This is a genomic window from Parasynechococcus sp., from assembly GCF_042954325.1.
In the GTDB taxonomy this organism is placed as follows: Bacteria; Cyanobacteriota; Cyanobacteriia; order PCC-6307; family Cyanobiaceae; genus Parasynechococcus.
The window spans coordinates 63,499-87,384 of the sequence record NZ_JBGKDS010000017.1 but is presented as its reverse complement, the minus strand read 5'-3'; the positions used below and the strand labels follow the sequence as shown (position 1 = coordinate 87,384).

The 23,886-nt window shown below is 60.3% G+C and carries 27 protein-coding genes and 1 tRNA gene; 7 read left to right on the top strand and 21 right to left on the bottom strand.

Going from position 1 to position 23,886, the window contains the following annotated elements:
* Positions 1–43: 43 nt before the first annotated feature.
* A complete protein-coding gene (locus tag ACGVKB_RS02935) occupies positions 44–1,273 on the bottom strand; it encodes an ABC transporter permease (protein WP_392349779.1) in 1,230 nt (409 codons plus the stop codon).
* A gap of 31 nt (positions 1,274–1,304) precedes the next feature.
* Complete coding sequence (gene pyk, locus ACGVKB_RS02930) at positions 1,305–2,753, bottom strand: pyruvate kinase (protein WP_392349778.1); 1,449 nt, start codon at positions 2,751–2,753, stop codon at positions 1,305–1,307.
* A gap of 75 nt (positions 2,754–2,828) precedes the next feature.
* Between pyk and ACGVKB_RS02925 the strand changes: the two genes are divergently transcribed.
* Positions 2,829–3,158, top strand: coding sequence for a nucleoside triphosphate pyrophosphohydrolase family protein (locus ACGVKB_RS02925; protein WP_392349792.1), 330 nt, complete (start codon positions 2,829–2,831; stop codon positions 3,156–3,158).
* An 11-nt stretch (positions 3,159–3,169) separates the two neighbouring features.
* Complete coding sequence (locus ACGVKB_RS02920) at positions 3,170–3,652, top strand: hypothetical protein (protein WP_392349777.1); 483 nt, start codon at positions 3,170–3,172, stop codon at positions 3,650–3,652.
* Between the two features lie 2 nt (positions 3,653–3,654).
* Here the strand turns inward: ACGVKB_RS02920 and ACGVKB_RS02915 are convergent, their stop codons facing one another.
* Genes ACGVKB_RS02915 through ilvA form a run of 3 tightly spaced genes read right to left on the bottom strand, consistent with a single transcriptional unit; the run spans position 3,655 to position 6,062 of the window.
* Entirely contained in the window at positions 3,655–3,966 is a 312-nt protein-coding gene (locus ACGVKB_RS02915) for a YggT family protein (protein ID WP_392349776.1), read from the bottom strand.
* Positions 3,967–3,994: 28 nt separating this feature from the next.
* The gene (gene scpB, locus ACGVKB_RS02910) at positions 3,995–4,492 is read right to left on the bottom strand and encodes an SMC-Scp complex subunit ScpB (protein ID WP_392349775.1); all 498 of its coding nucleotides are present in this window, start codon (positions 4,490–4,492) and stop codon (positions 3,995–3,997) included.
* A gap of 40 nt (positions 4,493–4,532) precedes the next feature.
* A complete protein-coding gene (ilvA, locus tag ACGVKB_RS02905; protein WP_392349774.1) occupies positions 4,533–6,062 on the bottom strand; it encodes a threonine ammonia-lyase, biosynthetic in 1,530 nt (509 codons plus the stop codon).
* Positions 6,063–6,142: 80 nt separating this feature from the next.
* Here ilvA and dxs point away from each other — a divergent pair, with 80 nt between their 5' ends.
* From dxs to ACGVKB_RS02890, 3 genes are read left to right on the top strand one after another with little or no spacing between them, the layout of a single operon-like run.
* On the top strand, positions 6,143–8,077 hold the full coding sequence (dxs, locus tag ACGVKB_RS02900; RefSeq protein WP_392349773.1) for a 1-deoxy-D-xylulose-5-phosphate synthase: 1,935 nt from the start codon (positions 6,143–6,145) through the stop codon (positions 8,075–8,077).
* A complete protein-coding gene (locus tag ACGVKB_RS02895; RefSeq protein ID WP_392349791.1) occupies positions 8,061–9,275 on the top strand; it encodes an FAD-dependent monooxygenase in 1,215 nt (404 codons plus the stop codon). Before dxs ends, ACGVKB_RS02895 begins: the two co-directional genes overlap by 17 nt.
* Positions 9,276–9,305: 30 nt before the next feature.
* Entirely contained in the window at positions 9,306–9,557 is a 252-nt protein-coding gene (locus tag ACGVKB_RS02890; protein ID WP_392349771.1) for a hypothetical protein, read from the top strand.
* Between the two features lie 120 nt (positions 9,558–9,677).
* Here the strand turns inward: ACGVKB_RS02890 and psaK are convergent, their stop codons facing one another.
* The 3 genes from psaK to ACGVKB_RS02875 all read right to left on the bottom strand — a co-directional run bounded on the left by psaK (position 9,678) and on the right by ACGVKB_RS02875 (position 10,570).
* A complete protein-coding gene (gene psaK / locus ACGVKB_RS02885) occupies positions 9,678–9,935 on the bottom strand; it encodes a photosystem I reaction center subunit PsaK (RefSeq protein WP_392349770.1) in 258 nt (85 codons plus the stop codon).
* A gap of 64 nt (positions 9,936–9,999) precedes the next feature.
* A complete protein-coding gene (locus ACGVKB_RS02880; protein ID WP_392349769.1) occupies positions 10,000–10,293 on the bottom strand; it encodes a DUF3593 domain-containing protein in 294 nt (97 codons plus the stop codon).
* Position 10,294: 1 nt separating this feature from the next.
* On the bottom strand, positions 10,295–10,570 hold the full coding sequence (locus ACGVKB_RS02875) for a DUF2499 domain-containing protein (RefSeq protein WP_392349768.1): 276 nt from the start codon (positions 10,568–10,570) through the stop codon (positions 10,295–10,297).
* Between the two features lie 60 nt (positions 10,571–10,630).
* Between ACGVKB_RS02875 and csaB the strand changes: the two genes are divergently transcribed.
* Positions 10,631–11,698: a polysaccharide pyruvyl transferase CsaB gene (csaB, locus tag ACGVKB_RS02870; RefSeq protein WP_392349767.1), complete on the top strand. Its 1,068-nt coding sequence runs from the start codon at positions 10,631–10,633 to the stop codon at positions 11,696–11,698.
* Here the strand turns inward: csaB and ACGVKB_RS02865 are convergent.
* From ACGVKB_RS02865 to ACGVKB_RS02810, 12 genes are all read right to left on the bottom strand, one after another.
* Complete coding sequence (locus ACGVKB_RS02865; RefSeq protein ID WP_392349766.1) at positions 11,670–12,662, bottom strand: ABC transporter ATP-binding protein; 993 nt, start codon at positions 12,660–12,662, stop codon at positions 11,670–11,672. The genes csaB and ACGVKB_RS02865 overlap by 29 nt on opposite strands.
* A complete protein-coding gene (locus ACGVKB_RS02860; protein WP_392349764.1) occupies positions 12,659–13,480 on the bottom strand; it encodes a carbohydrate ABC transporter permease in 822 nt (273 codons plus the stop codon). Before ACGVKB_RS02860 ends, ACGVKB_RS02865 begins: the two co-directional genes overlap by 4 nt.
* Positions 13,477–14,343, bottom strand: a complete 867-nt coding sequence (locus tag ACGVKB_RS02855; RefSeq protein ID WP_392349763.1) for a carbohydrate ABC transporter permease — start codon at positions 14,341–14,343, stop codon at positions 13,477–13,479. Before ACGVKB_RS02855 ends, ACGVKB_RS02860 begins: the two co-directional genes overlap by 4 nt.
* Positions 14,343–15,605, bottom strand: a complete 1,263-nt coding sequence (locus ACGVKB_RS02850) for an ABC transporter substrate-binding protein (protein ID WP_392349762.1) — start codon at positions 15,603–15,605, stop codon at positions 14,343–14,345. Before ACGVKB_RS02850 ends, ACGVKB_RS02855 begins: the two co-directional genes overlap by 1 nt.
* Positions 15,602–17,098 carry a glucosylglycerol-phosphate synthase gene (ggpS, locus tag ACGVKB_RS02845; RefSeq protein WP_392349761.1) on the bottom strand — a complete coding sequence of 499 codons (1,497 nt, stop codon included), beginning with the start codon at positions 17,096–17,098 and terminating at the stop codon, positions 15,602–15,604. The genes ACGVKB_RS02850 and ggpS overlap by 4 nt, the downstream gene beginning before the upstream one ends.
* 52 nt (positions 17,099–17,150) lie before the next feature.
* Positions 17,151–17,711, bottom strand: a complete 561-nt coding sequence (locus ACGVKB_RS02840; RefSeq protein ID WP_392349760.1) for a peroxiredoxin — start codon at positions 17,709–17,711, stop codon at positions 17,151–17,153.
* Positions 17,712–17,722: 11 nt separating this feature from the next.
* The gene (rpmB, locus tag ACGVKB_RS02835; RefSeq protein ID WP_392349759.1) at positions 17,723–17,959 is read right to left on the bottom strand and encodes a 50S ribosomal protein L28; all 237 of its coding nucleotides are present in this window, start codon (positions 17,957–17,959) and stop codon (positions 17,723–17,725) included.
* 81 nt (positions 17,960–18,040) lie between these two features.
* Positions 18,041–19,945, bottom strand: coding sequence for a molecular chaperone HtpG (gene htpG, locus ACGVKB_RS02830; RefSeq protein WP_392349758.1), 1,905 nt, complete (start codon positions 19,943–19,945; stop codon positions 18,041–18,043).
* Positions 19,946–20,066: 121 nt separating this feature from the next.
* Positions 20,067–20,291, bottom strand: a complete 225-nt coding sequence (locus ACGVKB_RS02825) for an indolepyruvate ferredoxin oxidoreductase subunit alpha (RefSeq protein WP_392349757.1) — start codon at positions 20,289–20,291, stop codon at positions 20,067–20,069.
* 27 nt (positions 20,292–20,318) lie between these two features.
* A complete protein-coding gene (locus ACGVKB_RS02820) occupies positions 20,319–21,500 on the bottom strand; it encodes an ATP phosphoribosyltransferase regulatory subunit (RefSeq protein WP_392349756.1) in 1,182 nt (393 codons plus the stop codon).
* A 21-nt stretch (positions 21,501–21,521) separates the two neighbouring features.
* Positions 21,522–22,409, bottom strand: a complete 888-nt coding sequence (locus tag ACGVKB_RS02815) for an inositol monophosphatase family protein (protein ID WP_392349755.1) — start codon at positions 22,407–22,409, stop codon at positions 21,522–21,524.
* Between the two features lie 2 nt (positions 22,410–22,411).
* Complete coding sequence (locus tag ACGVKB_RS02810; RefSeq protein WP_392349754.1) at positions 22,412–22,780, bottom strand: 2Fe-2S iron-sulfur cluster-binding protein; 369 nt, start codon at positions 22,778–22,780, stop codon at positions 22,412–22,414.
* A 53-nt stretch (positions 22,781–22,833) separates the two neighbouring features.
* Between ACGVKB_RS02810 and ACGVKB_RS02805 the strand changes: the two genes are divergently transcribed.
* Positions 22,834–22,920: transfer RNA gene (locus tag ACGVKB_RS02805), tRNA-Ser, on the top strand.
* A 111-nt stretch (positions 22,921–23,031) separates the two neighbouring features.
* On the opposite strand, the gene pstB is transcribed toward ACGVKB_RS02805, so the two are convergent.
* A complete protein-coding gene (pstB, locus tag ACGVKB_RS02800) occupies positions 23,032–23,856 on the bottom strand; it encodes a phosphate ABC transporter ATP-binding protein PstB (protein WP_392349753.1) in 825 nt (274 codons plus the stop codon).
* Positions 23,857–23,886 lie beyond the last annotated feature (30 nt).

Here is a 23,886-nt window from a genome sequence, read left to right as displayed (position 1 = left end):
GATGAACGATTGTAACGGGCTCAGACCGTTCTCCGGGGACGACTTAAAGGCTTCGCAGCGCAACGATCGGATCGAGATGGGCAGCCCGTCGCGCAGGGACCACGCCGAAGAACAGGCCAATGGATCCTGAGAGTCCAACGGTGATGAGCACCGTCGTGGCTCCAATGGTGGCTGGCAGTGGAGTGAGGGCAGCGATGACGGCCACGGTGCCAAGGCCGGTGGCTGTGCCAATGGCACCACCAAGACTGGAGAGCACCAGCGACTCCACCAGAAACTGTTGAAGGACATCGCCACTGCGTGCCCCTAGGGCTTTGCGCAAGCCGATTTCCTGGGTTCGTTCGCTCACGGACACCAACATGATGTTCATGATCCCGATCCCTCCCACCAGGAGAGAGATGCCGCCGATGGCCGCCAGCATCAAGGTGAGTCCCCCGGTGATGGTGCCCACGATGGTGAGCGCATCCTTTTGAGACCGAACGGCGAAATCGTCATCTCGAAGGATGTTGTGGCGTTGCCGCAGCAGGTTGTTGATCTGGAACTTGGCGGCTCCGGTGCTGTCTTTGTCGCGGGCTTCCACACTGATGAAGCTCAGGCTGATGCCATAGGTGGGATCGCGACCCGTGAGCCTGGTCACCATGGTGCTCAATGGGATGTAAGCGTTTTCGTCCTGGTTGCTGCCGAAGACGGCTCCCTTGGGGGCCATCACGCCAATGACGTCGAACGCTTGATCCCGAATCCGTAGCCGTTCTCCGATGGAGTTACCCGTTGGGAACAGTTTTGAGTTCAGATCGGGCCCAATCACAACCACGCTGCGACCGGCATCCAGATCGTTCTGGCTGATGAAGCGTCCTTGGGCAATTTCGAAGCTTCGGACCGGTAGGAAATCCGGCGTGACCCCAGAGATCGAGCTACTCGCCGATCGTGCTCCGGCTTGGACAACCTGGCTGCTCGTGATTTGAGGGGCAACCCGTTTGACACTGGGCACCTGACTGGCGATGGCGTCTGAATCCTCGAGAACCAAGGTTTTCGGAAAGGCCACTCCCCTTCGCCTGGTGTCGTTGTTTCCAGGGACAACGAACAGAACGTTGGCGCCGAGGTTGCTCAGTTGCTCTTCGGCGAGTCCCTGGGCGCCCCGTCCGACACCCACCAGCGTGATCACGGATGCATTGCCGATCACGATGCCGAGCATCGTGAGCAGGCTGCGCAGACGATTGCCCCGCAAGGTGGTCAGTGCCATTCGCACCGTTTCCATGGCGGGGAGACGTCCGCTCATCACAACTCCAAACCTGAGATGAGCAGTCTGGTCAGATCAGCGAGTCATTTTTGGCATCCACGATGCCGACCTTGACCAGGTCGGTGGATCCAGAGACGCCCGTGTGGGTGCCAGCGGTTTGAACCACCAAGTCGCCCTGCTTGAGCAGATCCAGAGCTTTTGCCGTGTCCATCGCGGCAGCGAAGGTTTGGGTGGTGGTGCTCTTCTGTTCCACAACCAGTGGCGTCACTCCCCAGACCAATTGCAGCTTGCAGGCCACGGATTCTTCCGGGGTGATTGCCAGGATCGGCGCTGCCGGGCGGAACTTGCTCACGTTGTGCGCTGTCGCTCCACTCTTGGTCAACGGCACAATCGCGGCGGCATTCAGTTGGCTGGCGATGGTGCTGACGGCACCGCTCAGAGCATTGGGGATCGTGCAGGGCAGATGGCTATCGATCTTGCGCTGGGGATAGTCCTTTTCAATCCGTCGGGCAATGGTGGCCATCGTCTCGACTGCTTCCACCGGGAAATCGCCCACAGCGGTTTCGTTGGACAGCATCACGGCGTCGGTGCCGTCGAGGATGGCGTTCGCGACATCACTCACCTCAGCGCGGGTGGGACGCGGGCTTGATGCCATCGAATCCAGCATCTGTGTTGCGGTGATGATCGGGATGCCGAGGCTGTTGGCCTTCTGAATCAGCTCCTTCTGCAGCAACGGCACTTCTTCAGCGGGCATCTCAACGCCCAGGTCGCCGCGAGCGACCATCACCCCGTCACAGAGGGGAAGAATCGCGTCGATTTGATCAATGGCTTCAAATTTTTCGATCTTCGCCACCACCGGAGTGGTGTGACCGTGGCCGCGAATGAGGTCGCGGATTTCTTCCATGTCCGAGGGGTTGCGCACGAAACTCAATGCCACCCAATCGACCCCCTGGCCGAGTCCGAAGGCGAGGTCGGTTTTGTCCTTGTCGGTCAGGGCCCGGACGGACAGCTGAACATCGGGAAAATTGACGCCCTTGTTGTTGGACAACACCCCCCCGACGGTGACGCTGCAGTGGAGGGTCTGCTGGGGCTTGTCGACCGATTCCACTTTCATTTCGACCCGACCGTCGTCGAGAAGAATTCGGCTTCCTGCGGTCACCTCGTCCGCCAGCTTGTCGTAGGTGACGGTAGCGATCGTCTGTGAGCAGCTCACATCCCTCGATGTGAGTGCGAAGGCATCGCCGTTGGCCAGGGTGATCGGACCATCCGCGAAGCGACCCAGGCGGATCTTCGGTCCCTGGAGGTCCTGGAGGATGCCGATGTGCCGGCCCATCTCCTCCGACACCTTGCGGATGGTGGCAATGCGTGTGGCGTGCTCGCTGTGATCGCCGTGCGAGAAGTTCAGTCGGAAGGTCGTCGCTCCAGCCTGAACAAGCTCTTTGATCCGCTCGGGACTCTCGGTGGCGGGGCCGATGGTGGCCACGATCTTGGTCCGTCGGTTCAGATCGAACAGGGCCATATCGGGGCCGAAAAAACCTTGCGGAAACTACCATCCAGACGTTTTCTAAGCATTCCCAGCGGGAGCTGAATGGCCATGGAGCTCAATGCCTATCAGGAAGCTGCCAGGAAAACGGCTGCTTATCCCGACATCGGTCGCAATCCGATTTATCCCACCCTTGGACTCACCGGAGAAGCCGGGGAAGTCGCCGATAAGGTCAAAAAGGTGTTGCGGGATGGCAATGGTGTGTTCGACCCCGCTAGCCGCGAAGCGATCAAGCTTGAACTGGGCGATGTGCTCTGGTATGTCGCCCAGCTGTCGAGCGAGCTTGGCTATGACCTCGAGCAGGTGGCTGCCGCCAACATCGCCAAACTCGCCAGCCGCGCGTCCCGTGGACAGATCGCGGGAAGTGGTGACCACCGTTGATGTCACCGTTGATGTTCTCCCTCTCGCTGATGCTGCGCCGATTCCTGCCCGTTTGCACGCTCCTGGTGCTGCTGCTCTTCGGTCAAGCCTCTGTTGACGCGCTGGATTTGGCTCTCTCGGAGGTGGTGCTCCAGCCCTGTGGCAATGACGATCCCGGTCGCCAACCGGACTTCAAGCGACCGATGGGGGCGAGTTGCTACGTGCTGATGGGTGAGGTCACGAATGCCGGTCGCCGAACGGTGGTCGACACCGACGTCTACGCGCGGATCCTTGATGCCAGCGGTGAGCCGGTTTTGCAGAACCGCACCCGTGTGGGATCGATTGGTGATATCGAACCGGGCTCACAACCCTTCTCGTTGCGCCTGGCGATCCCAGCGGGCACCCCGGGACCATTTGATGTCCGTAATGCAAAAGCGCGCGGATTCACAACTCCCGTGCGAACCCGCGCGCTTGACGACGACGATTTATTGCCTTTGGAACAGGGAATCAGCTGAACTCAAGCTCCGAGCGACAACACCATGAATTGTGAGCTGGACTGAAGCAAGAGGCCGCGCAGGATATTGAGGGCGAAAAACGCCAAAATGGCAGACAGGTCGAACCCTCCAATCGGAGGAATCACGCCTCGAAACATGTTCAGGTAGGGGTCTGTGATCGACACCACTCCGCTGAGAATGGGGTTGGACAGGTCCACGTTCGGGAACCAGCTCAACAGCACCCGTCCGAACAGCACGAACAGATAGATGTTCACGGCCCAGGCGAGCACACCGAGGATGTAGGCGACACCACTGGTGAGAACTGCTGTTTCCAAGGATGTATCGAGGATGCTTCCTGGAAGTTTATGCAGGTTGCTGGGATTCGGGAGGGGCGAGATCCGGCAGCACAGAAAAGGTGCGATGGAATTTTTCGGACAAGGTGATCCAGTAGGACCGTCCCTCGCTTTGGCGTCGGCGTTCGATGAACTCCTGGGCCAGCAGTTCTTTGATGTGGTCGTAGGCCCCTGATCCCCTGAGGTCGACCAGATCGGACTGGAGGATGCGCTTTTTGAGGGCAATGGTGGCCAAGGTCCGCAGGGTTGCTGTGGACAGATCGACCGGCAGCAGGTCCTGAACGAGGTCTGTCATGCCCTGCTTCAGCTGGAGGCAATAGCGACCACTGGTTTCGTTGATCTCCAGCGCCGAGTCCTGCTGGGCGTACCGGGTGGTGACGACCAGCAGCGCCTGTTCCACCTCTTGACGACTGGCCCTGGACAGCTCAGCGAGTTCACCGATGCTGACCGGCCGTCCCTTCAAGTACAGGATGGCTTCCAGCCGGGTCGCCAGAGATGGGCTGGACATCACACAACCCCCGGGAATGATTCAAGTTACCGCTGATGCCTCAAAGAAACAGCCTGTAGGCAGGGTTGTCGGTTTCTTCCCAGCACGGGTAGCCCAGCTCGTGAAGGAAACGCGTCCACCCAGACATTTCCCCATCAGGGACCAGCACGCCCACCACGATGCGTCCGACATCGGCCCCATGGTTGCGGTAGTGAAAGATGCTGATGCTCCATCCAGCGTGGAGTGCATTGACGAAATTCATCAAGGCACCCGGACGCTCAGGAAATTCAAAGCGGTACAGCAGCTCTCGGCATTCGCCAGCACAGGCTGTGCGTGCAGACGCCGGTAACCGCCCCCCGACCATGTGACGGAGATGCACCTTGGCGAATTCATCGTCGCTGAGGTCCAGGCAGGGAAATCCATCGCTTCTCAGCTGGTCGAGAAGGCTGGTGCGGTCTTGCTGATCCTTCACCTGAACCCCAATGAAGATGTGGGCTCGTTCCCCTTCGGTCATGCGATAGCTGAACTCCGTCAGGCTTCGTCTGGACAGTTGGCTGCAGAGCGTGCGCAGGCTTCCTGGTGATTCGGGGATCTCCACCGACAGCATCGCTTCACGTCCTTCGCCCAGTTCTGACCGTTCGGAGATGAAGCGCAGGCGGTCGAAATTCATGTTGGCGCCGCAGGCCACTGCCACCAGTGTTTGACCGCTCAGGGAGCGCTGGGCCACGTCGTCTTTCATCCCGGCGACGGCCAGGGCACCTGCCGGTTCAAGAATCGAGCGTGTGTCTTCGAAAACGTCCTTGATGGCGGCACAGATCGCATCGGTGTCCACGCGCACCATCCGGTCCACATACCGCTGTGCCAGGGCGAAGGTCTCCTGGCCCACCAGGCGAACCGCAACACCATCGGCGAACAGCCCCACCTGCGGTAGCTCAATCCGCTCCCCAGCCTCGAGGGATTGCGTCATCGCATCGGCATCGGTGGGTTCCACCCCCACGATCTCCACTTCAGGCCAGAGGCTTTTGACGTAGGCGGAGACCCCCCCAATCAATCCACCGCCGCCAACGGCCAGATAGATGACATCGGGAGGCTCTGGGCATTGACGCATCACCTCGAGGCCGATGGTCCCCTGACCGGCGATGACCTCGGGGTCGTCAAAGGGGTGAATGAAGGTGAAGCCTTCTGCATCGCAACGGCGTCGGGCCTCCGCTGAGCATTCGTCGTAGGTCTCGCCATGGAGCACCACCTCGGCACCCAAGGCGCGAACCGCTCTGACCTTGACGTCGGGTGTGGTCGCCGGCATCACGATCACGGCCCGACACCCCAGCCGTGCGGCACTCAAAGCCACACCCTGGGCGTGGTTGCCTGCACTCGAGGCGATCACGCCGCGTTGGAGTTCCTCTTGGTTCAGTTGAACCATGCGGTTGTAAGCACCGCGGAGCTTGAAGGAGAAGACCGGTTGCAGGTCTTCGCGTTTCAACAGAACGCGATTGCTCAGTCGCCGGCTCAGATTGGGGGCTGGATCGAGCGGTGTTTCCACCGCAACGTCGTAGACGCGGGCCCGGAGGATCCGTTGCAGGTAGTCGGTCATCGCGCCATTCTCCCCATCCCACATTGACCTCGGAAGGTGGGGCGGACCTCGTAGATTGCAGGAATCGGAGTGGGTTGTGCATGCATCTCGGAGATCTGACACATCCCAATCAGTTGCATGGTCTCAGCCATGCGGAGCTTGCCGACGTTGCGCGGCAGATCAGAGAACGCCATCTCCAGGTGGTGTCCACCAGTGGTGGGCATCTCGGTCCTGGCCTCGGGGTCGTGGAGCTGACGCTGGCGCTTTACCAAACCCTTGATCTCGATCACGACAGGGTGGTTTGGGACGTGGGCCACCAGGCTTACCCCCACAAACTGATCACCGGTCGCTTCAACACCTTCGACACCCTTCGCCAGAAGGATGGGGTGGCGGGGTACCTCAAGCGCTGCGAGAGCTCGTTCGATCACTTCGGTGCCGGTCACGCCAGTACCTCCATTTCCGCCGCTCTCGGGATGGCTTTGGCCCGCGATAACCGCGGAGAGGATTTCAAGTGCGTCGCGGTCATCGGTGACGGAGCCCTCACCGGCGGCATGGCTCTTGAGGCGATTAACCACGCCGGCCACCTTCCCCAGACCCCTTTGCTGGTTGTCCTGAACGACAACGACATGTCGATCTCACCTCCGGTGGGGGCGTTGTCGTCTCACCTGAACCGCATGCGGCTGAGCCCCCCCATGCAGTTCCTGTCGGGCAGCGTTGAGGAAAGTGTGAAGCACCTGCCCTTCATGGGCGGTGAGATTCCCGCTGAGTTAAACCGCCTCAAGGGCAGCATGCGCCGCTTGGCCGTCCCCAAGGTGGGGGCGGTGTTTGAAGAGCTCGGCCTGACCTACATGGGGCCGGTGGATGGCCACGACATCGGCGAAATGGTGCGGACTTTCCAGGACGCCCACCGTGCAGGCGGTCCTGTTCTGGTGCATGTGGTCACCACCAAAGGCAAGGGGTATCCCTATGCCGAAGCCGATCAGGTCGGTTATCACGCCCAGTCGGCCTTCGACCTCAGCACCGGCAAAGCGATTCCGTCCAAGACTCCGAAGCCACCGAGCTACAGCAAGGTGTTCGGCCAGACCCTGGTCAAGCTCTGCGAGCAGGACAGCCGCGTCGTCGGCATCACCGCCGCGATGGCCACCGGAACCGGTCTCGATCTTCTTCAGAAGGCCGTCCCCGATCAGTACATCGACGTCGGGATTGCCGAGCAGCATGCCGTCACCTTGGCGGCCGGTATGGCCTGTGAAGGTCTCAAGCCGGTCTGCGCGATCTACAGCACCTTCCTTCAACGGGCCTACGACCAGTTGATCCACGACGTCGGCATTCAAAATCTGCCGGTCACCTTCGTGTTGGATCGCGCCGGAATCGTGGGTGCCGATGGTCCGACTCATCAGGGCCAGTACGACATCAGTTACATGCGAGCCATCCCCAATTTCACGGTGATGGCTCCCAAGGACGAAGCCGAGCTGCAGCGGATGCTGGTGACCTGCCTCGATCACAACGGTCCAACAGCCCTGCGCATCCCCCGTGGCTCAGGAGCCGGTGTTCCCTTGATGGAAGAAGGGTGGGAGCCTCTGCAGATCGGCCGCGGCGAAGTGCTGCGGGAAGGGGACGACCTCCTGATCCTTGCCTATGGCTCCATGGTCAACCCCGCCCTGGCGACGGCTGACCTCCTGGCTCAGGCCGGTCAATCCGCCACCGTGGTCAACGCCCGTTTCCTGCGGCCGCTGGATCAAGCTCTGATCCACCCCCTCTGCCGTCGCGTGAAACGGGTCGTCACGATGGAAGAGGGTGCCTTGGCTGGCGGCTTCGGTGCTGCCATCCTCGAGTCCTTGTCCGACCAGGACATCGATGTCTCGATGCTGCGTCTCGGCATTCCAGATCAGCTGGTGGATCACGCCACACCACAGCAAAGCCTTGAATCCCTTGGGTTGACCCCAGCCCAGATGACCGTCCGCATCCGTGAACGTTTCGGCTTTGGTGTCGAGGCTGGCTTTAAGGACTCATCCCGTCTTGGTGTTGCCTCCACCTGAGGCCTCGCATCGCGCCTCAGTCCTGATAGCAGGGGCAGGTCCGGCCGGAGCCCGTCTTGCCCTTCAGTTGGCCCGTCGTGGTCTTGCGGTCACCTTGGTGGAGGCCCTTGCTTCGGCTGATCGACAGGCGTTCTCCAGTGCAGCGATGCCTTTGGCGTCTGCTTTGGAGTTACAGATTCCTCAAAGCTGTTGGGCGTCGCGTTGGACCGGTTGGCAGTTGTTGGACCCGGAGGGGCATCAGCACCAGTGGTGGGCCCATGAGCCCCTGGGCGTGGTGCTCGATTTTGCGGCGTTGCGCTCGCAGTTCTGGTCTCTGGCACGGGCCGCTGGGGTGGAGCTTCTCCTCAACACTCGGGTGGAGCTCAGTCGCCTCGACGCTGATGCTGCTGAGGTTCGACTGGTCGATGCTGATGGTTGTGTCCAACAGCGCCGGGTGCGCTGGCTGATTGATGCCACCGGAGCCCGTCGTGGTCTGTTGAAAGCTGCGGGTGTTGCAGTGGACAGTCCTGACGATCCCCTGCTCTCCGGGACCGGCGCTGAATGGCTGCTTCAATGCGATGACCGACGCGCCGCTCCATGGCTGGATCGGCTCAGCTTTTTTCTGGGTTCCCGCTGGGTTCATCACGGTTATGGCTGGATTTTTCCGATGGATCACTGGCGTCTCAAGGTTGGTGTCTGTCGTCTGCCACCGCGGGGCCAATCCCTGCGGTCAGGTCAGGCCCTTGGTGACGCCCTGAAGACGCTTCTGCGTGCGTGCGGCCTTGAGGATTGCCAAGTGCTGGATCGTCATGGTGGAACTGTGTCCAGCACCATTCGTCGCCAGCAGTCGTTGGGGCGCGATGCACTGATCGCGATTGGGGATGCCGCCAGCACCGCCAATCTGCTCGGAGGAGAAGGGATCCGTCATGCCCTGATCAGTGCCGATTGTTTGGCTGATGCACTGACGTCAAGGGTCGAGCGACCACGGCTCGCGTACGAAACCTCACTCCAAGGTCAGCTCGGTTGGCGCTGGCCCATCTCCGGACGATTGGCGCGACGCACCTGGGGCTTGGCTCCGGAACCGCGCGCTGATCAGCGCATGACCCGACTGATTGATGGCCTCTCCCGCCATGCCACGGCGGAGGACCTCTCGGCGCTGTTGTTCGACTATCGCTTCGAGCGCTATGGAATTCGTCTGCTTCCCTATCTCTTGCGTTAGAAATTGATTGAGGTCGAGTTCAAACCGCTGATGCCCGCTGGTCTTCGATCGGTCCATCCACTGGATCTTTTGGACACCGTTCGACGCTGGCTGCCCGGAGCGTCCCGTTGGCATCGTGATTCAAGGGCCTTGCGTCCTGAGGCCAGTGAAGACTGGCTGCTTGAACCCACCACACGGGACGACGCCGTTCTGTTGTTTCCCCATCTGGACGACGAGACCGCTGTGTTGCACTATCAGCGCCTCAAGTTGCAGCTGCGCGAGCGTGATGGCCGCGGGTTTTAGTCCGCCGTTGGCGGTGGAGAGCGGTTGCTTGCGTCCGTTCTGAGCTCCCACAAAAAAAGCCCGTGCTGATCAAGCAGGGGCTTGTGGTTTCAGCCTTTGTTGTTCGGCTGACTCAGGAGTTCAGAGAACGCCGCGGGCGGCCAGACCCTGAATGGCTCCGATGCCAATGATGTGGCCGAGGCTGGTGGTGGCCAGCAGAGAGGCATGGCTCAAGCCACCGAAGAAGGCAGGGTTGGGCAGCTGTGCACCTTCATTGGGGTGCTTGATGGTGGCTTTACCAATGCCGATGGCGATCACGTTGCACACGATCATCACCAGGGCAACCTTGGGAGACCAGGAGACGGTGGCGGGCGCGATGGCGAAAAGTGGGGTCAGCATTCACGGCATGGAGCGACGCTTCATCATCCGAGCAGAACGATCGTCTGGCTGACGCTCTTAAGAGTTATTCACCCTTTTGTTGCTTTGGTTGTTTCCATAGCCCGGCCACCAACACCGCATTGCCGAGGGTCAGAAAGGCTTCCGCGCCACCGTGCAGGGCATCGATGTCCACCAGTTCAGCATCGCAACAGCGCAGCGCGATGACCGCTGCGACGATTGTGATCGCGACAAACAGCAGGGTGAGGCGGAAGCCCCAAACGGCAAGTTCCGGCAAGGCTTTGCTTTTGTTCAGCCAGTGCAGAAAGAGCAGGTAGGGAAACAGCGAGAGGGCAAACAGGGGTGAGGGATCCAGATTCATTTCAGGCTTCCTGACGGCGAACCATCCGCAGGGCCGCCCAGGCCAGGGCCACATTGCCGAGCAAGGTGCAACTGGCCTGAAGAACCACGAGCCCTCGCAGGCTCTCGCTGTTGTCGAACAGATGCCAGGTGCAGGCCGCCATGGCACTCACCAGGGCCGGGAGCATGGCCCAGGCCAGACCCACTTCGCCTCGCCGCTGGATCAGCACAATCGCCAGGCTCCACTCAAGGACGGATGTGATGTGGATCCACCAGGTGCCGAGCGACAGGGCATGCATGGACTCACTGCAACGATCGAAACCCCTTGATAATGGCTGCACCGTTCAGCGGATGAAGGTGTGACAGCAACCGGTGGCGGCCGCGTTCTTCTCTGTGGGTATTACGGCGAACACAACCTCGGAGATGATGCGCTGCTTCAGGTTCTCCTGCAGCAGCTCGGCCCCAACGTTCGTCCACTGATTACAGCCCACGATCAGGCCGCGGTGCAGGCGCAGGCCCCCGGGGCCCGTTGTGTGGATCGTCGCTCGCTGTTTCAGGTGCTTTGGGCGATCAACCGTGTGGACACCGTGGTGTTCGGCGGCGGAAGCCTGTTGCAGGACAGCACCAGTTTCAACAGCCTCGTGTACTACCTGGCGCTTCTGGTGATCGCCCGTTGCCGTGGTCGTCAGGTGCTGCTTTGGGGGCAAGGTCTTGGCCCGCTGCGACGTCCGCTGAGTCGTTGGCTGGTGCATGCTTTTCTGCCCCTTTGCACGGCTGCCAGCTGGCGGGATCAAGCGTCGTTGGAGCTTGCTCAGCGTTGGGCGCCGGCTCTGCCGATGTCCATGGCCCCAGACCCTGTCTGGCAGATGCCCAGGCAACCATGGATCGGTGGTGAATCGATCGTTGTCAGCTGGCGACCGACCCCCCTGTTGAACCGTGCGCGCTGGATCAGTTTGGTGCGTGCTCTGGATCAACTCGCGTCCGAGTTAGAGGCTCCGGTGGTCTGGTTGGCCTTTCACCACCACCAGGATGCTGACCTGTTGCCATGGCTGGATCGCGATGGCATCACCCCATCCTCCTTGCGCCGCCGCAGTCGCGTGGTGGTGCCGGAGTCGCTGGAGGTTGTGACGACCACGGTTCAGACGGCTCGTCTGGTGTTGCCGATGCGCCTCCATGCTCTGATCCTGGCGCGTCTGGCCGGGTGTCCCATGGCCGCCCTCAGCTATGACCCCAAGGTGGAGGCAGCGGCTGCCATGTCCGGTGTGCCCTGCACCGATCTGAGGGCCTGGTTCAGTACGGAGGGCCTGCTGGCGCAATGGCGCGGCAGTGTGGATCAACCCGCGGATGAGGCCGAGTTGGCTCGGTTGCAGGTCCAGGCATCCGAGCACGGCCAGGTGTTCAGTCGGATGGGATCCGTTGCCCGCTGATGCCGTCAAAACGGTTTTCCAGCCTTGGATCCCAGCTGATGTTCGCGTTGTCTTCCAGTGCGGTCTCCCCGGAACACACCATCTGCAGCGTTCCGCGAGGGGTTTCCAGTAACAGATGCTGGCTGGCTCCATGCCACTCGCGGTGGATCAGCCGGCAGGGCAGTCCGGCGGGGTCAAACCGCAGATGTTCCGGGCGGATGCCCACGACGACGCGGCTGTCTACTTGATGGCTGTCTTCTTTCAGCAGATTCATCGGTGGCCGTCCGATGAATTGCGCGACGAAGCTGGTTTGTGGTGCGTTGTAGAGCTGCTCGGGTGTCCCGATCTGTTCAATTCGTCCAGCGCGAAGAATGGCGATGCGATCGGCGAGGGCCATGGCCTCCTGTTGGTCATGGGTGACGTAGACGACCGGCTGGGGTCCACCCAGGATCAGGCGGCGTAAATCCGGTCGCAGCTCATCGCGCAATTGAGCATCGAGGTTGCTCATGGGCTCATCGAGCAGATACACCAATGGATCGCGCAGGAGAGCCCGGGCCAACGCAACCCGTTGGCGCTGGCCTCCAGAGAGTTGCGCTGGCCGTTGGTCCGCTTGATCCGCCAGTCGCACCACCTCAAGCATTTGATTCACCCGTTGGCGTTGATCAGCGGCGGATGCACCACGGATCTGCAGCCCCAAGCTCAGGTTCCGCCGCACACTCAGATGCGGGAACAGGGCATAGCTCTGGAACACCATGCCGATGCGTCGGCGATGCGCAGGAATCTGGCTTTGCGGTTTGCCAGCGATCAAGACCTCGCCCTGATCCGGTTGATCGAGACCGGCGATCAGTCGGAGCGCTGTGCTTTTGCCGCAGCCGCTCGGCCCCAACAAGGCCACGCATTCCCCTTCGCCAACGTCAAGATTGAGGTCCTTGAGAATCCAGGTGTCGCCAAAACGACGGCCGATGTTGGAGAGGGTCAGCATCATCCTTTGACAGCTCCCTGGGTCAGGCCAGACACGATCTGCCGTTGGAACAACAGCACAAGCACAAGCAGCGGGATGGATCCAAGCACTGTGGCGGCGGCATAGGCGCCGTAGGGCACGGCATAGATCGATGATCCGGCGATCCGGGCCATGGCAACGGGCAGCGTGAGCAGATCCGAACGGCTGATCCAGGTCAGTGCGATTGGGTATTCATTCCAGGCGAATAAAAAAACCAGCACCGCCGTGCTGGCCGAGGCCGGGGTGATTAGTGGAATCAGGATCCAGCGCAGACGCTGAAGCACCGTCATCCCCTCCATGCGTGCTGCATCCTCGAGATCATGGGGCAGCCCTTCGAAGGCTGCGGTGAGCAGCAACAACGCCAATGGCATCGATAACGCGGCATAGGGGATGGTGATCAACAGCAGGTTGTTGCCCCAGCCGAGCTGTCGTGCCAGCTCGAGCAGTGCCAGGAACAGCAACACGTAGGGAAACAACGCGGCCGCTCCGATGAGCAGGCGTACGGATCGTCGCAACCGGTCCGGAAGTTTGGCGAGGCCATAGGCCCCAGGGATGGCCAGGCTCAGGGTCAGCAGTGTGGTTCCGCCAGCCACCAGCGTGCTGTTCAGGAGGTAACGCCAGAACGGTGGATCCCCTTGCAGGAGCTCTCGGTAGTGGCTCAGCGTCCAGCGATCGGACCAATGGAGTGTTGTGCTGACGAGCGCATCACTTCGGGTCAGGGAGGTGAGCAGTTGCCACAGCATCGGTGCAACCGACCAGAGGATCAAGGCGACGATCCAAGGCCACAACAGACGTTGTTTCATGACGCGCTCCCTCGCCAGTGCAGAACGCTGCGGAGGCCGAGTGCTGTCAATCCGACAGCAGTTGTCAGCAGGATGAACCCACCCAGCATCACCGTGGCGCTGTATCCAAAGTCGAGGAAGCGCATGGCGTTCAGATAGGCATACAGCGCAATGCTTTCGGTGCTGCCCGCCGGCCCTCCACCGGTGAGCACCTGGATCAGATCGAAGACACCGAAGGCTTGGGCCAGTCGAAACAACAGGCTCAGCAGGATGTAGGGCTGCAGTAACGGGAGGGTGACCCGGCGCAGCGCTTGGCTGGAGTTGCCCCCCTCTAGGCGGAAGGCCTCGTAGAGATCGCTTGGGATGGTCTGCAATCCGGCGAGCAGGATCAAGGCAATGAAGGGCGTTGTTTTCCAGACGTCGGCCAGAACCGTGGCCAACCAAGTCCATTGGGGCGAGGCCAAGAGGTTGAGGGGCTGACCGCCGAGGGCGGCGCTGATTTGATCCAGTGGGCCGTAGGGGGTGTTGAAAATCCAGCGCCAACCCAAGGCCATCACGGTGGTTGGCAGGGCCCAGGGCAGCAGGGTCAAGGCGCGTACACCACCTCTCCAACGCCAGCGTTGATCCAGCAGCAGAGCGATTGCCAGGGCGAGAATCAATTCCACACCCACCGAGACCAAGGCGAAACGGCTGGTTTGAATCACGTCCTGCCAGAAGCGCTCATCCAGGGCCAGGCGGAGCCAGTTCGCCCCCCCATTGGGGACGGGGATCAGTCCGGTGAGAACGGAATCAGCATGGAAACTGAGCCAGCCATATCGAATCAGAGGCCAGCCGTAAATCACCAGCAGCAGGACCAGGGCCGGAGTGGCAAGCAGCAGTGGCATCAGGCACCTCCCGCCGATTGGAGGATCGTGCTGGTTGAGGTCTGGGCCCGTTTCAATGCCTCTTCGCTCGATTGGTTGCCGGTCAGCACACCACTGAGTTGGCGTTGGAGCACATCGCTGATCTGGGCATAGAGGGGAGTCGGTGGTCGCGGGGTGGCCAGCTCCAGGGCTTGGGCCAGTTGCGGGAGCTGGGGAGCAACGGCGAGGAGCTCTGGGTCGCGGTAGAGCGCCTCAACGGTGGGGGTGTATCCCTGGGCGATGAACCGTTGTTTCTGGGCTTCTGCCTCGGTCAGATAACGGATGGCTTCCACCGTTGCATCCGGGTGTCGGGCTCCTTTCAACATCGACAGCCCCCAGCTGCCGAGGGTGGCCACGGGTGTCTGGCCCGGTTCAGCCACCATCGTCGTGATTCCGATCCGACCACGGACGGCACTGTCGGGTTTTTGAAGTTCGGCCCAGGCATAGGGCCAGTTCCTCATCAGAGCAGCATCCCCAGCCTTGAAGGCCTGCAGGCTTTCCGTTTCCGCATAATTGGTCACGGCCCTCGGGCTGGCGCCAGTGCGGATCAGCGTTTCCATCCAGTCGACGGCACGCTGCACGTTGGCGGATGTCAGTGCAGGTTGGCCGTCGCTCCCCAGCCAACGCCCGCCGAAACCACGAAAGATTTCGAGCGCATCACAGCTCAGACCCTCGTACTGGCGTCCTTGCCAGACAAAGCCTGTTTTCACGGCGTTGTCGGCGATTAATTGTCGACTGATCCCCAGAAGTTCATTCGGGGTTTGGGGAGGGGCCTCCATGAGGTCGGTCCGCCAATAGAGCAGGCCGACATCGGCATTGAAGGGCCAGCGGAAGAGATGGTCCTGATAGCGATTGCCCTGGCGTGCCCCTCGGATCAGGGTCTGTTCGTCCTCGGCGCTGAAAAAGCCGTCGAGGGGCTCAAGCCAGCCGGCGGCGGCATATTTGGGGAGCCAGGTGACGTCGATCAACAGGGCGTCATAGGGGGGGGCACCGAGGATCAGGCTGCTGATCGCTAGATCGGACATGGCCTCGGTGTCCCGCGGGCCACTGCTGACATTGAGCTCAATCCTGCCGCGGTGTTGCTCGTTGAACTGCCGAACGAGAGGCGCCGTCGACTCCGCAAAGGGAGCTGGCATCAGCAGGGTGACCTGCTCGACAGCGTGGGCGGCAGACCAGGCCAGAGTCGCCACGGTGAGCAGTGGCAGGCTCAGCAGGGACCACCACCACCTCAGGCGGCGTCTCATGCCGAGGCTGGTTCCGGAAACCCGGTCAGTTGCTCTTCAGCCCAGTCCTTCACCGTGTAGGCCTCGACAGCATTGGTCATCCGCAGCATCCGATCCCGTTGCTCTTCAGGATCCATGGCCAGCGCTTGTTCAATCGCCTCGTCCATGCGGCGATTGGAGTAGGGGTTGGTCAGCACGGCACCATCCAGAACCACGGATGCGCCCGTGAATTCCGACAGCACCAGAACCCCGCCACGGTTGCGTCGTGCGGCGGCATATTCCTTGGCCACTAGGTTGAGACCATCACGAAGGGGCGTGATCCAGCAGACGTCGGCCTGGCAGAACCAGGCGATCATTTCTTCGTAGGGAATCCGCCGTGTGGAGAAGCGAATCGGCACCCAGTCGATTTGGCTAAACCGTCCATTGATGCGGCCGGCCATTTCTTCGATGGAACGCTGGGTGTCCTCGTAGATCTTCATGCCGCTGGCCGCGGCCACGCACGCAAGCATCAGCACGACCTCACCGTGTAGATCCTGCCGACGTTCCAGCAGGCGTTCAAAGGCCAGAAGCAGCTCTTCATTGCCTTTGGTGTAATCAACACGACTGGCGGAAAGAATGAGTTTCCTCCCTTTTTTGGTGTCTTGAACAATCAATTCACCATGGCTTTCCACATCAGGACTCCAGGAGAGTTCCTGAATGACATCCGGTGAGGTTCCCACCGGTGAACTCAGTAGTTGCACCCGGCGCCCGTTGTGTTCCATCCATTCGGTGACGCTGGATTCCGACAGGGCCGTCCCCACGGTGATGAATTTGGGGTCGACCGGCTTTTTCGGGCCGCGGCGTGCTCCGATCAGGGTGTTGGCTGCCCGCGCGAAATTCTCGGTGTAGCGGGGAATGTGGAAGCCAACGACGTCGCAACAGAGCAGGCTTTCCAGGATCTGTTCCCGCCAGGGGAGGATGGCCAGAACATCGTTTCCGGGGAAGGGGGTGTGGTGAAAGAAAGCGATCTTCAGATCGGGTCGCTGCTCTCGGATGTATCCAGGAGTGAGCCAAAGGTTGTAGTCATGAACCCAAACCGTTGCCCCCTCTGCGGCTTCGCGGCAGGCCGCATCAGCAAAGCGACGGTTCACATCTTCAAAGATGGCCCAATCGGCATTGTTGACATTGAAATAGGTCGGGAATGTATGGAGAATCGGCCAGAAACATTCCTTTGAGGTGATGTGATAAAAACTTGATATCTGTTCGTCGTTGAGTGGAATTCTTCGCAGGGTGAACGGAGCCGGTTCATCCATTGCGATGGTTTCATCATCGGCGTGATCAAGCTGTTCAACTCGCCGCCATGCAATCCATGTTCCGTTCTCACTGGAGCGGAACAGATTTCTCAGGGTTGGAATAATTCCGTTCGGGCTTTTCTGATCAATCCAGATCCGTTTCCCTTGTTCGTCTTTGCCTTCGTCAAATGGTGTGCGGTGGTACAGGATGATGAATTTGCTTTGTCCTTCTCCCGCCACCATCAAGTCACCCTGCCTGCAATGTCACCCACCCTTCACGACTGAGCAGGATTTGTCAAACCGCTGTGTTGTTGCGCTGGTTGATCAGCTCATCCAGCACTTCCTGGGCATGACCACTGGGACGAACAGCCACCCAACGTTGCCGCAGTTTGCCCTGGGGATCGATCAGAAACGTGTGTCGGAGTGAATACGGTGCCATCCAGGAGCCATAGGCTTTGCTGACAACCCCGTCCGGATCGGAGAGCAAGGGGAAATCAAGGCCTTCACTCGAACAGAATGACGCGTGATCGTCAACGCTGTCGGCGCTGATCCCGACCACCGCTGCATCGAGCTCCTGGTAGCGATTCAGCAGTTTTGCGAATCCGCGAGCTTCAATCGTGCAGCCACCGGTGAAATCCCGTGGGTAGAAATAGAGAGCCAGCCATTGCCCGCGGAAATCGCTCAGGGTCCAACGCTCTTTGTTTGGAGTTTGCTGGCTTGAGCCTTCTAGGTCAAAGTCAGGAACATCGGTCCCAGTTTCCAAAACAACACCCCCGAGGGCCTTGGCCCGCGGGGGTGAGATGGAGAGCGCGGCAAGAAGCAGTCCGGATTGAAGGATCAGATCACGCCGGCGCAAGGGACCAATCGTCAGAGTTTGGCCAGGTTAACGCCGAGGGACTTGGCGTAGGCGCCGAGGCCTTTTTTCTGGATGGTCTTCAGGGCACGCGTTGTGACGCGGATGTTCACCCAGCGTTTGCCTTCGGCCCACCAGAGGCGTCGCTGCTGCAGGTTGGCCTGTTGCAGCTTCTTGGTTCGGATGTGGGAATGGCTCACGGCCATGCCGTTGTTGGCGCGAGTACCGGTGAGCTGACACACCCGAGACATGACGACGTCCTTCTGAGTTGAGGTTGTTTGGAGCTGAGCAAACAGTTCCAAACAACGATCTTATCAAAGCGAACGACAAGTTCAGATCGAACGTTGCATCAACTCCCCCATCAGTTGTGCACTGCGTGTTTGGAATCCAGCCAGTTCGTTGGGTTCCATACCTCCAACACCCAGGCGAGCCATGTCGTACAGGTGCCGAGCCAGCTCCTGGGAGAGGGTCTGGGTCGGAGAGGCTTCTCCGCTGCCCACAAGGACCCCGCCGGACTGCAGCTTGAGCAGACCTTCCACGAGGGGATGGCGGCGGTTGACCAGCAGAACGTGGTGATCGGGCAGGCCGGGCAACCGTTGTTCCATCAGCGCGCCCATGTCGTTAAGGCGACGCATCTGTTCTGGCAACAGAATCATCGCCGGGGGGGCTGAATCGGTCTTCAGTGCCTGCACCTGCACGGTCACTTTGTCATTGGCCAGGGCCTCCTTGATCAGGGAGCGCAGCGTTTCGGACTGGGTGTTTCCGTCCTGGTCTGCCAGCTCGCTCTGTTCGTCTTTGAGGCTGTCATCCAGTTCGGCATCGACCCGCTGGAAGGTGATGTCGTCGTGGCGATGCTCAAGCCAGGGGATGAACTGGGTGTCGATCACCGTTTCGAGTTTCAGCACCTCGGCCCCCTGGCTGGTCCAGAGGTTGAGGGCTCCAGCCTGGGCAACGTCATCGGTGCTGTAAAGCACCCGTTGTTTGCTGTCGTCCTTCAGTCGACTGCGATACCCCTCCAGGGTTGTGTAGGCCTTGCCTTGGGCTGCAACGGGGTCGGGGTTCTCTCCGTCGCCCGCCTCCGCCGTGGTGCCGAACAAGATCAGCTCTGAGATCTGATCGGCGAATTTCTCGTCTTCCATCGCGCCGATCTTCACGAACGGAGCCAGGGATTCCCAGGCCTCGGCGTAGGCCGTTGGGTCGTCTGTTTTCAAGGCCCGCAGTCGATCGGCCACTTTCTTGGCCACGAAGTTGCCAATGGAGCGCACCCTGCGGTCAGTCTGCAGCGCACTGCGGCTCACATTGAGGGGAATGTCAGGGGAGTCGATGACCCCCCGAAGCGGAAGCAGGTAACGGGGCACGACCTCCTTGATCGAATCGCTGACGAACACCTGGTTGCAGTACAGCTTGATTTCGCCCTTTTCCCAGTCAGCACGGCCGGTCTGCTTGGGGAAGAACAGGATGCCCTGGAGGTTGTAGGGGTAGTCAGTGTTGAGGTGGACCCAAAGCAGGGGGTCCCCCTGGAAGGGGTAGAGGTAGTTGTAGAGGTCGATGTAGTCCTGATCGCTCAGGTCTCTGGCGCTCTTCCGCCAGGGGGCCTCCATTTTGTTGATGGTTTCGCCTTCCAGCTGCACGGGCACAGCCATGAAGTCGCAGTAGGTGTTGATCAGGGTTCTGATCCGTGCTGGCTCGAGGTACTCGAGTTCCTCCTCCATCAGATGCAGGATCACATCGGTCCCGGCTTCGTCACGCTCGGCGGCGTTGAGCGTGAAGTTCGGCGAACCGTCGCAGTCCCAGCGGACGGCTTCACTGTCCGGTCGGGCGGATCGGGTCACCAGTTCCACCCGTTCAGCCACCATGAAACTGGAGTAGAAGCCCAGGCCAAAGTGGCCGATGATGGCGTCGTCTTCCTGTTTGTATTTCTCGAGAAAATCCTCTGCACTCGAGAACGCCACCTGATTGATGTAGCGCTTCACTTCATCGGCATTCATGCCAATGCCGTTGTCGCTGATGGTCAGGGTCTTGGCCTCGCGATCGACGCGAATGCTGATCAGGCCGTCGGCACCTTCACTGCAATCCCCTGCCATGGCTGCCATGCGCCGCTTGCTGATGGCATCGACACCGTTGCTGACCAGTTCTCTGAGGAAAACCTCATGGCCGGAGTAAACGGCCTTCTTGATGATCGGAAAAATATTTTCGGTGTGGATCTGAATCTGACCCTGTTCTTCCAACACCGACATGGCCCAGCGATAAAAAACGAACCCTAGGGATCAGATGCTCTGACCCTCAACCACTGGATGAGTCGGGGTCTCCGTACCCGTGGGCCTGGACCACTGTGTTCAAACCAAGGCGCCGCCGGACTCAGCCTGCTTTTTGGAGTTCAGGGCGTTCCTCGGCCAGGATCGCTCCCTCGACGGGACAGACCTGAAGGCAGATTCCGCAGTCGATGCAGGTGTCGAAATTGATCCAGTAGAAATCGGTACCCTTCTTGTTTTTGCCGTTGCCCTGATCGATGCAAGCCACGGGGCAGGCGTCGACGCAATCGGCAATGCCTTCGCACACATCAGTAACGATGGTGTGAGCCATGGCGATCAGTCCGCGAATGGCCGGATCTTAGAGATCAAGCCAATCGAGCTGCAGTGACGCGCCATCGGTGTCGGCATGACGTTCAGCATCGCTGCGTTGGTCAAAGCTGTCCAATCCGATCAATGCCCGGCGCCCTTGCTGGTGCCAGTGCTGCTGACGCAGCAGTGCCGCCTCGAGGGAGCTCTGTGGGCCGTAGGCAACAAAAATGGTCGGATCCTGGGTCTCCGGAGGCGCCTCTTCGCTGAGTAGCTCCCGAATCGGATCAATGGCCAGGCTGAAGCCGGCGCCGGCGGCCCTGGGTCCTGTGGCTCCACAGCGCCGCACCAGATCGTCGTAACGACCTCCCCGGGCGATCACGACCGGAGCGGAGTGACCGGCACAGACCAACTGAAAGACCAGGCCTGTGTACAGCTCGTAGTGCGGTTGAAAGGTTGGATCCAGCTGAAGCGTCACGTCGAGCTCCTGGGCCAGTGGTCCGAGCTGCTCGCTGAGTCGGGCCAAGGAATCGAAGACCGGTTGAGGTCCGTACAGGGCCTTGAGTTTGTCCAACATCTGGCTGGGGTTCCCGCGGCTGTCCAGCACATCCAGCAGCCTGGACTTGTCCTCTGCTGAGATCTCCAGGGTCTCCAGTGTCAGGCGATCAAACTGAATCAAGGCCGAGCGCACCTGCTGGCGTTGGCCAGGATCGATCGCCTCGAGCAGCAGATCCATGAGCTGGGTGTGCCCGAGCAGCAGTCGCGGCTGATGGCTGGCGCGCAAGTCGAGGGTTGCGATCGAGCGCAGCAGCAGAGAGAGCAGCTCCATCTCCGCTGCGATGTCGGGAACCCCGAACAGCTCGACACCACTCTGAAGATTTTCTTCTATGCAGAGCCCTCCCTCATCGGCCACTCGGCTCTGGAAGACGGTTCCTGAGGCCCAGAGGCGCAAGGGGCGAGGACGGGAGGCAAGCCTCGTACAGGCAGCCCTGGCAATGGATGCCGTCATTTCTGGCCGCAACCCAAGGGGTTCGTCGGCGACCAGTCGCACCACATCACCACTGGCGATGGCACCGCCCGCCTGCAGGGTGTCGAGGCGTTCCACCCGTGGTGGTGAAACCTCGTCATAACCCCACTGGCGGTAGACCGCGGCCAGTTTTTCGCTCAGCAGTCGATTGTTTTCGACCTGCCTGGGATTGAGATCCCTGGCACCAGCTGCTGGTTGCAGCGCCATCTGCGGGGTTTCAGACTCGACTCAGGATCCCATGGCCGTGATCTCGGGGGCACCGAAATCCTCACCGCGTAGCGGTTGGACCTGAGCCAGTTCCCGAATCATCAGAGCGTGAAGGGCGGGGTTGGCCGCAACCACTCGGCCGCTGGTGAGATCAAAAGGCTCGTCGCGATAGCCACTGATGCGTCCGCCAGCCAGGTCGACCAGGGCGACGCCCGCTGCCAGATCCCAGGGCGAGAGTCCTCGCTCCCAGTAGCCGTCCTGGCGGCCAGCGGCCACGAAGGCCAAATCAACCGCTGCGGCTCCCCCTCGTCGGACCCCATGGGTGCGGTGGGTGAACCAGCAGAACTCGGCGTAGTTGTTGTCGAGGCGGGTGTGGCGGTCATAGGCAAAGCCGGTGACCAGCAGGGCATCTCCGAGGCTGTTGCAGCTGGTTGTGCTGATGGGAGTGTCATTGCAAAACACCCCGATGCCGGGAGCACCCCAGAAGGTCTCCCCAAGAAAGGGAACGCAGATGGCCCCGAGGATCGGCTGCTGTTGGAAGGTCAGTCCAATCGAGGTGGCAAAAAACGGGTAGCCGTGGGCGAAATTCGTCGTTCCATCCAGTGGATCGATGCACCAGCGCAATCCGTTCTGCTCCCCAGCGCTGCCACTTTCCTCGGCCAGGATTGCGATCTCGGGAGTGTCCTGTTGGAGCGCGTCGAGAACGATGGCCTCGGCGGCGAGATCGGCATTGGTGACCAGGTCTCCTGCGCGACCCTTGCTTTCGATGCTGGCAATGCGGCCGTAATGCCGCATCAGTTCCTTTCCGCCGCGTTCCGCACACCTGCGTGCGAGATCAGCGAGCGTTTGGATGTGAGTGGCGCTGAGCTTGGCGTGCTCAGCAGCCTGCTGGGTCAGGGATGGCGACATCGTCACTCTTCGTCCAGGGGAAGTCCGGAGCGCACGGAGCCGCGACCGAAGTGGCGGCCGAATTGCAGCTCGTAGACCTCGTCCTCATCTTGGGTTTCGGCCTCAAGCGGGCCGATCGCCCGAGCCACACAAAGGAGGCCATAGCCCCGGTCACGCAGTTCGCGGGAGAGTCCCATGGCCTCCCGTTGATCGAGGCTGCCGTGTTGAACACGAACGGCACAGCTGGTGCAGCAGCCGTTCCTGCAAGAGAACGGAAGTGGATCACCCTGCTGTTCGAAGCTCTGCAGGATGTAGTCCCCCTCTGGCACGTCATGGCTGATCGTGCGGTTCGCCTGTCGCCAGTGAATGGTGACTCTGTGGCTCGTGCCCATGGGGTCAGGCGGAAACGCCCTGCTACATTGGCATCTGCCCCACGTCAGCCGCTGGAGAGGTGGCCGAGTGGTCGAAGGCGCAGCACTGGAAATGCTGTATAGGGGCAACTCTATCGAGGGTTCGAATCCCTCCCTCTCCGCTTCCCCGGTCCTCAGGACCGGTTTTTTTTTGCCTGTTCGCAGGCATCAAAAAAGGGCATCACTGCCCTTGTTGATCGGTGAATTGATTGGACGAATCAGGGCATTGGAACTCAGCCAAAGCGACCGGAAACGTAGTCCTGGGTCGCCTGTTGCTGGGGGTCGTTGAAGATTTTTTCCGTTTCGTTGAATTCAACGAGATACCCGACTTTTCCACTTCCATTCTCAACGGCTTCGGCATTGAAGAACGCCGTCATGTCGCTGACGCGCACAGCTTGTTGCATGTTGTGGGTCACGATCACGATCGTGTAGCTCTTCTTGAGTTCATGCATCGTCTCCTCAATTCTCAAGGTCGAAATTGGGTCCAGGGCAGAACAGGGTTCATCCATCAGGATGACGTCGGGTTGAATGGCAATGGTTCGTGCAATGCAAAGGCGTTGTTGCTGGCCGCCTGAGAGGGAGTAGCCGCTTTCGTTGAGTTTGTCTTTGCATTCATCCCAGACGGCAGCCTGTCGCAGGGAGCGTTCCACTAGCTCATCCATATTGCCGCTGTAGCCATTGATCCTGGCTCCAAAGGCAATATTTTCGTAGATGCTTTTTGGAAAGGGATTCGGTTGTTGAAACACCATTCCGATGCGGCGCCGCACTTCCACGGGGTCGACGGATGCTCCATAAAGATCAGCTCCATCAAAGAGAACACGCCCCTTCAGTGAACAACCTTCGATCAGGTCATTCATTCGATTGATCGACCGAAGCACGGTTGATTTACCGCAGCCGGATGGTCCGATGAATGCGGTGACCTTGCCTTTGGGGATATCGCAATAGACATTCCTGACGGCTTCAAAGGCCCCATAGCTGATCGTCACGTTCTGCAGAGACAGCGTGGTGTCGACCGGCTGCGTTGCCGTTGCGTTGGGTGCTGGGGAGGAGCTGGTCATGGCATCGGTTGAGGGCTAGCGGGATGGAGT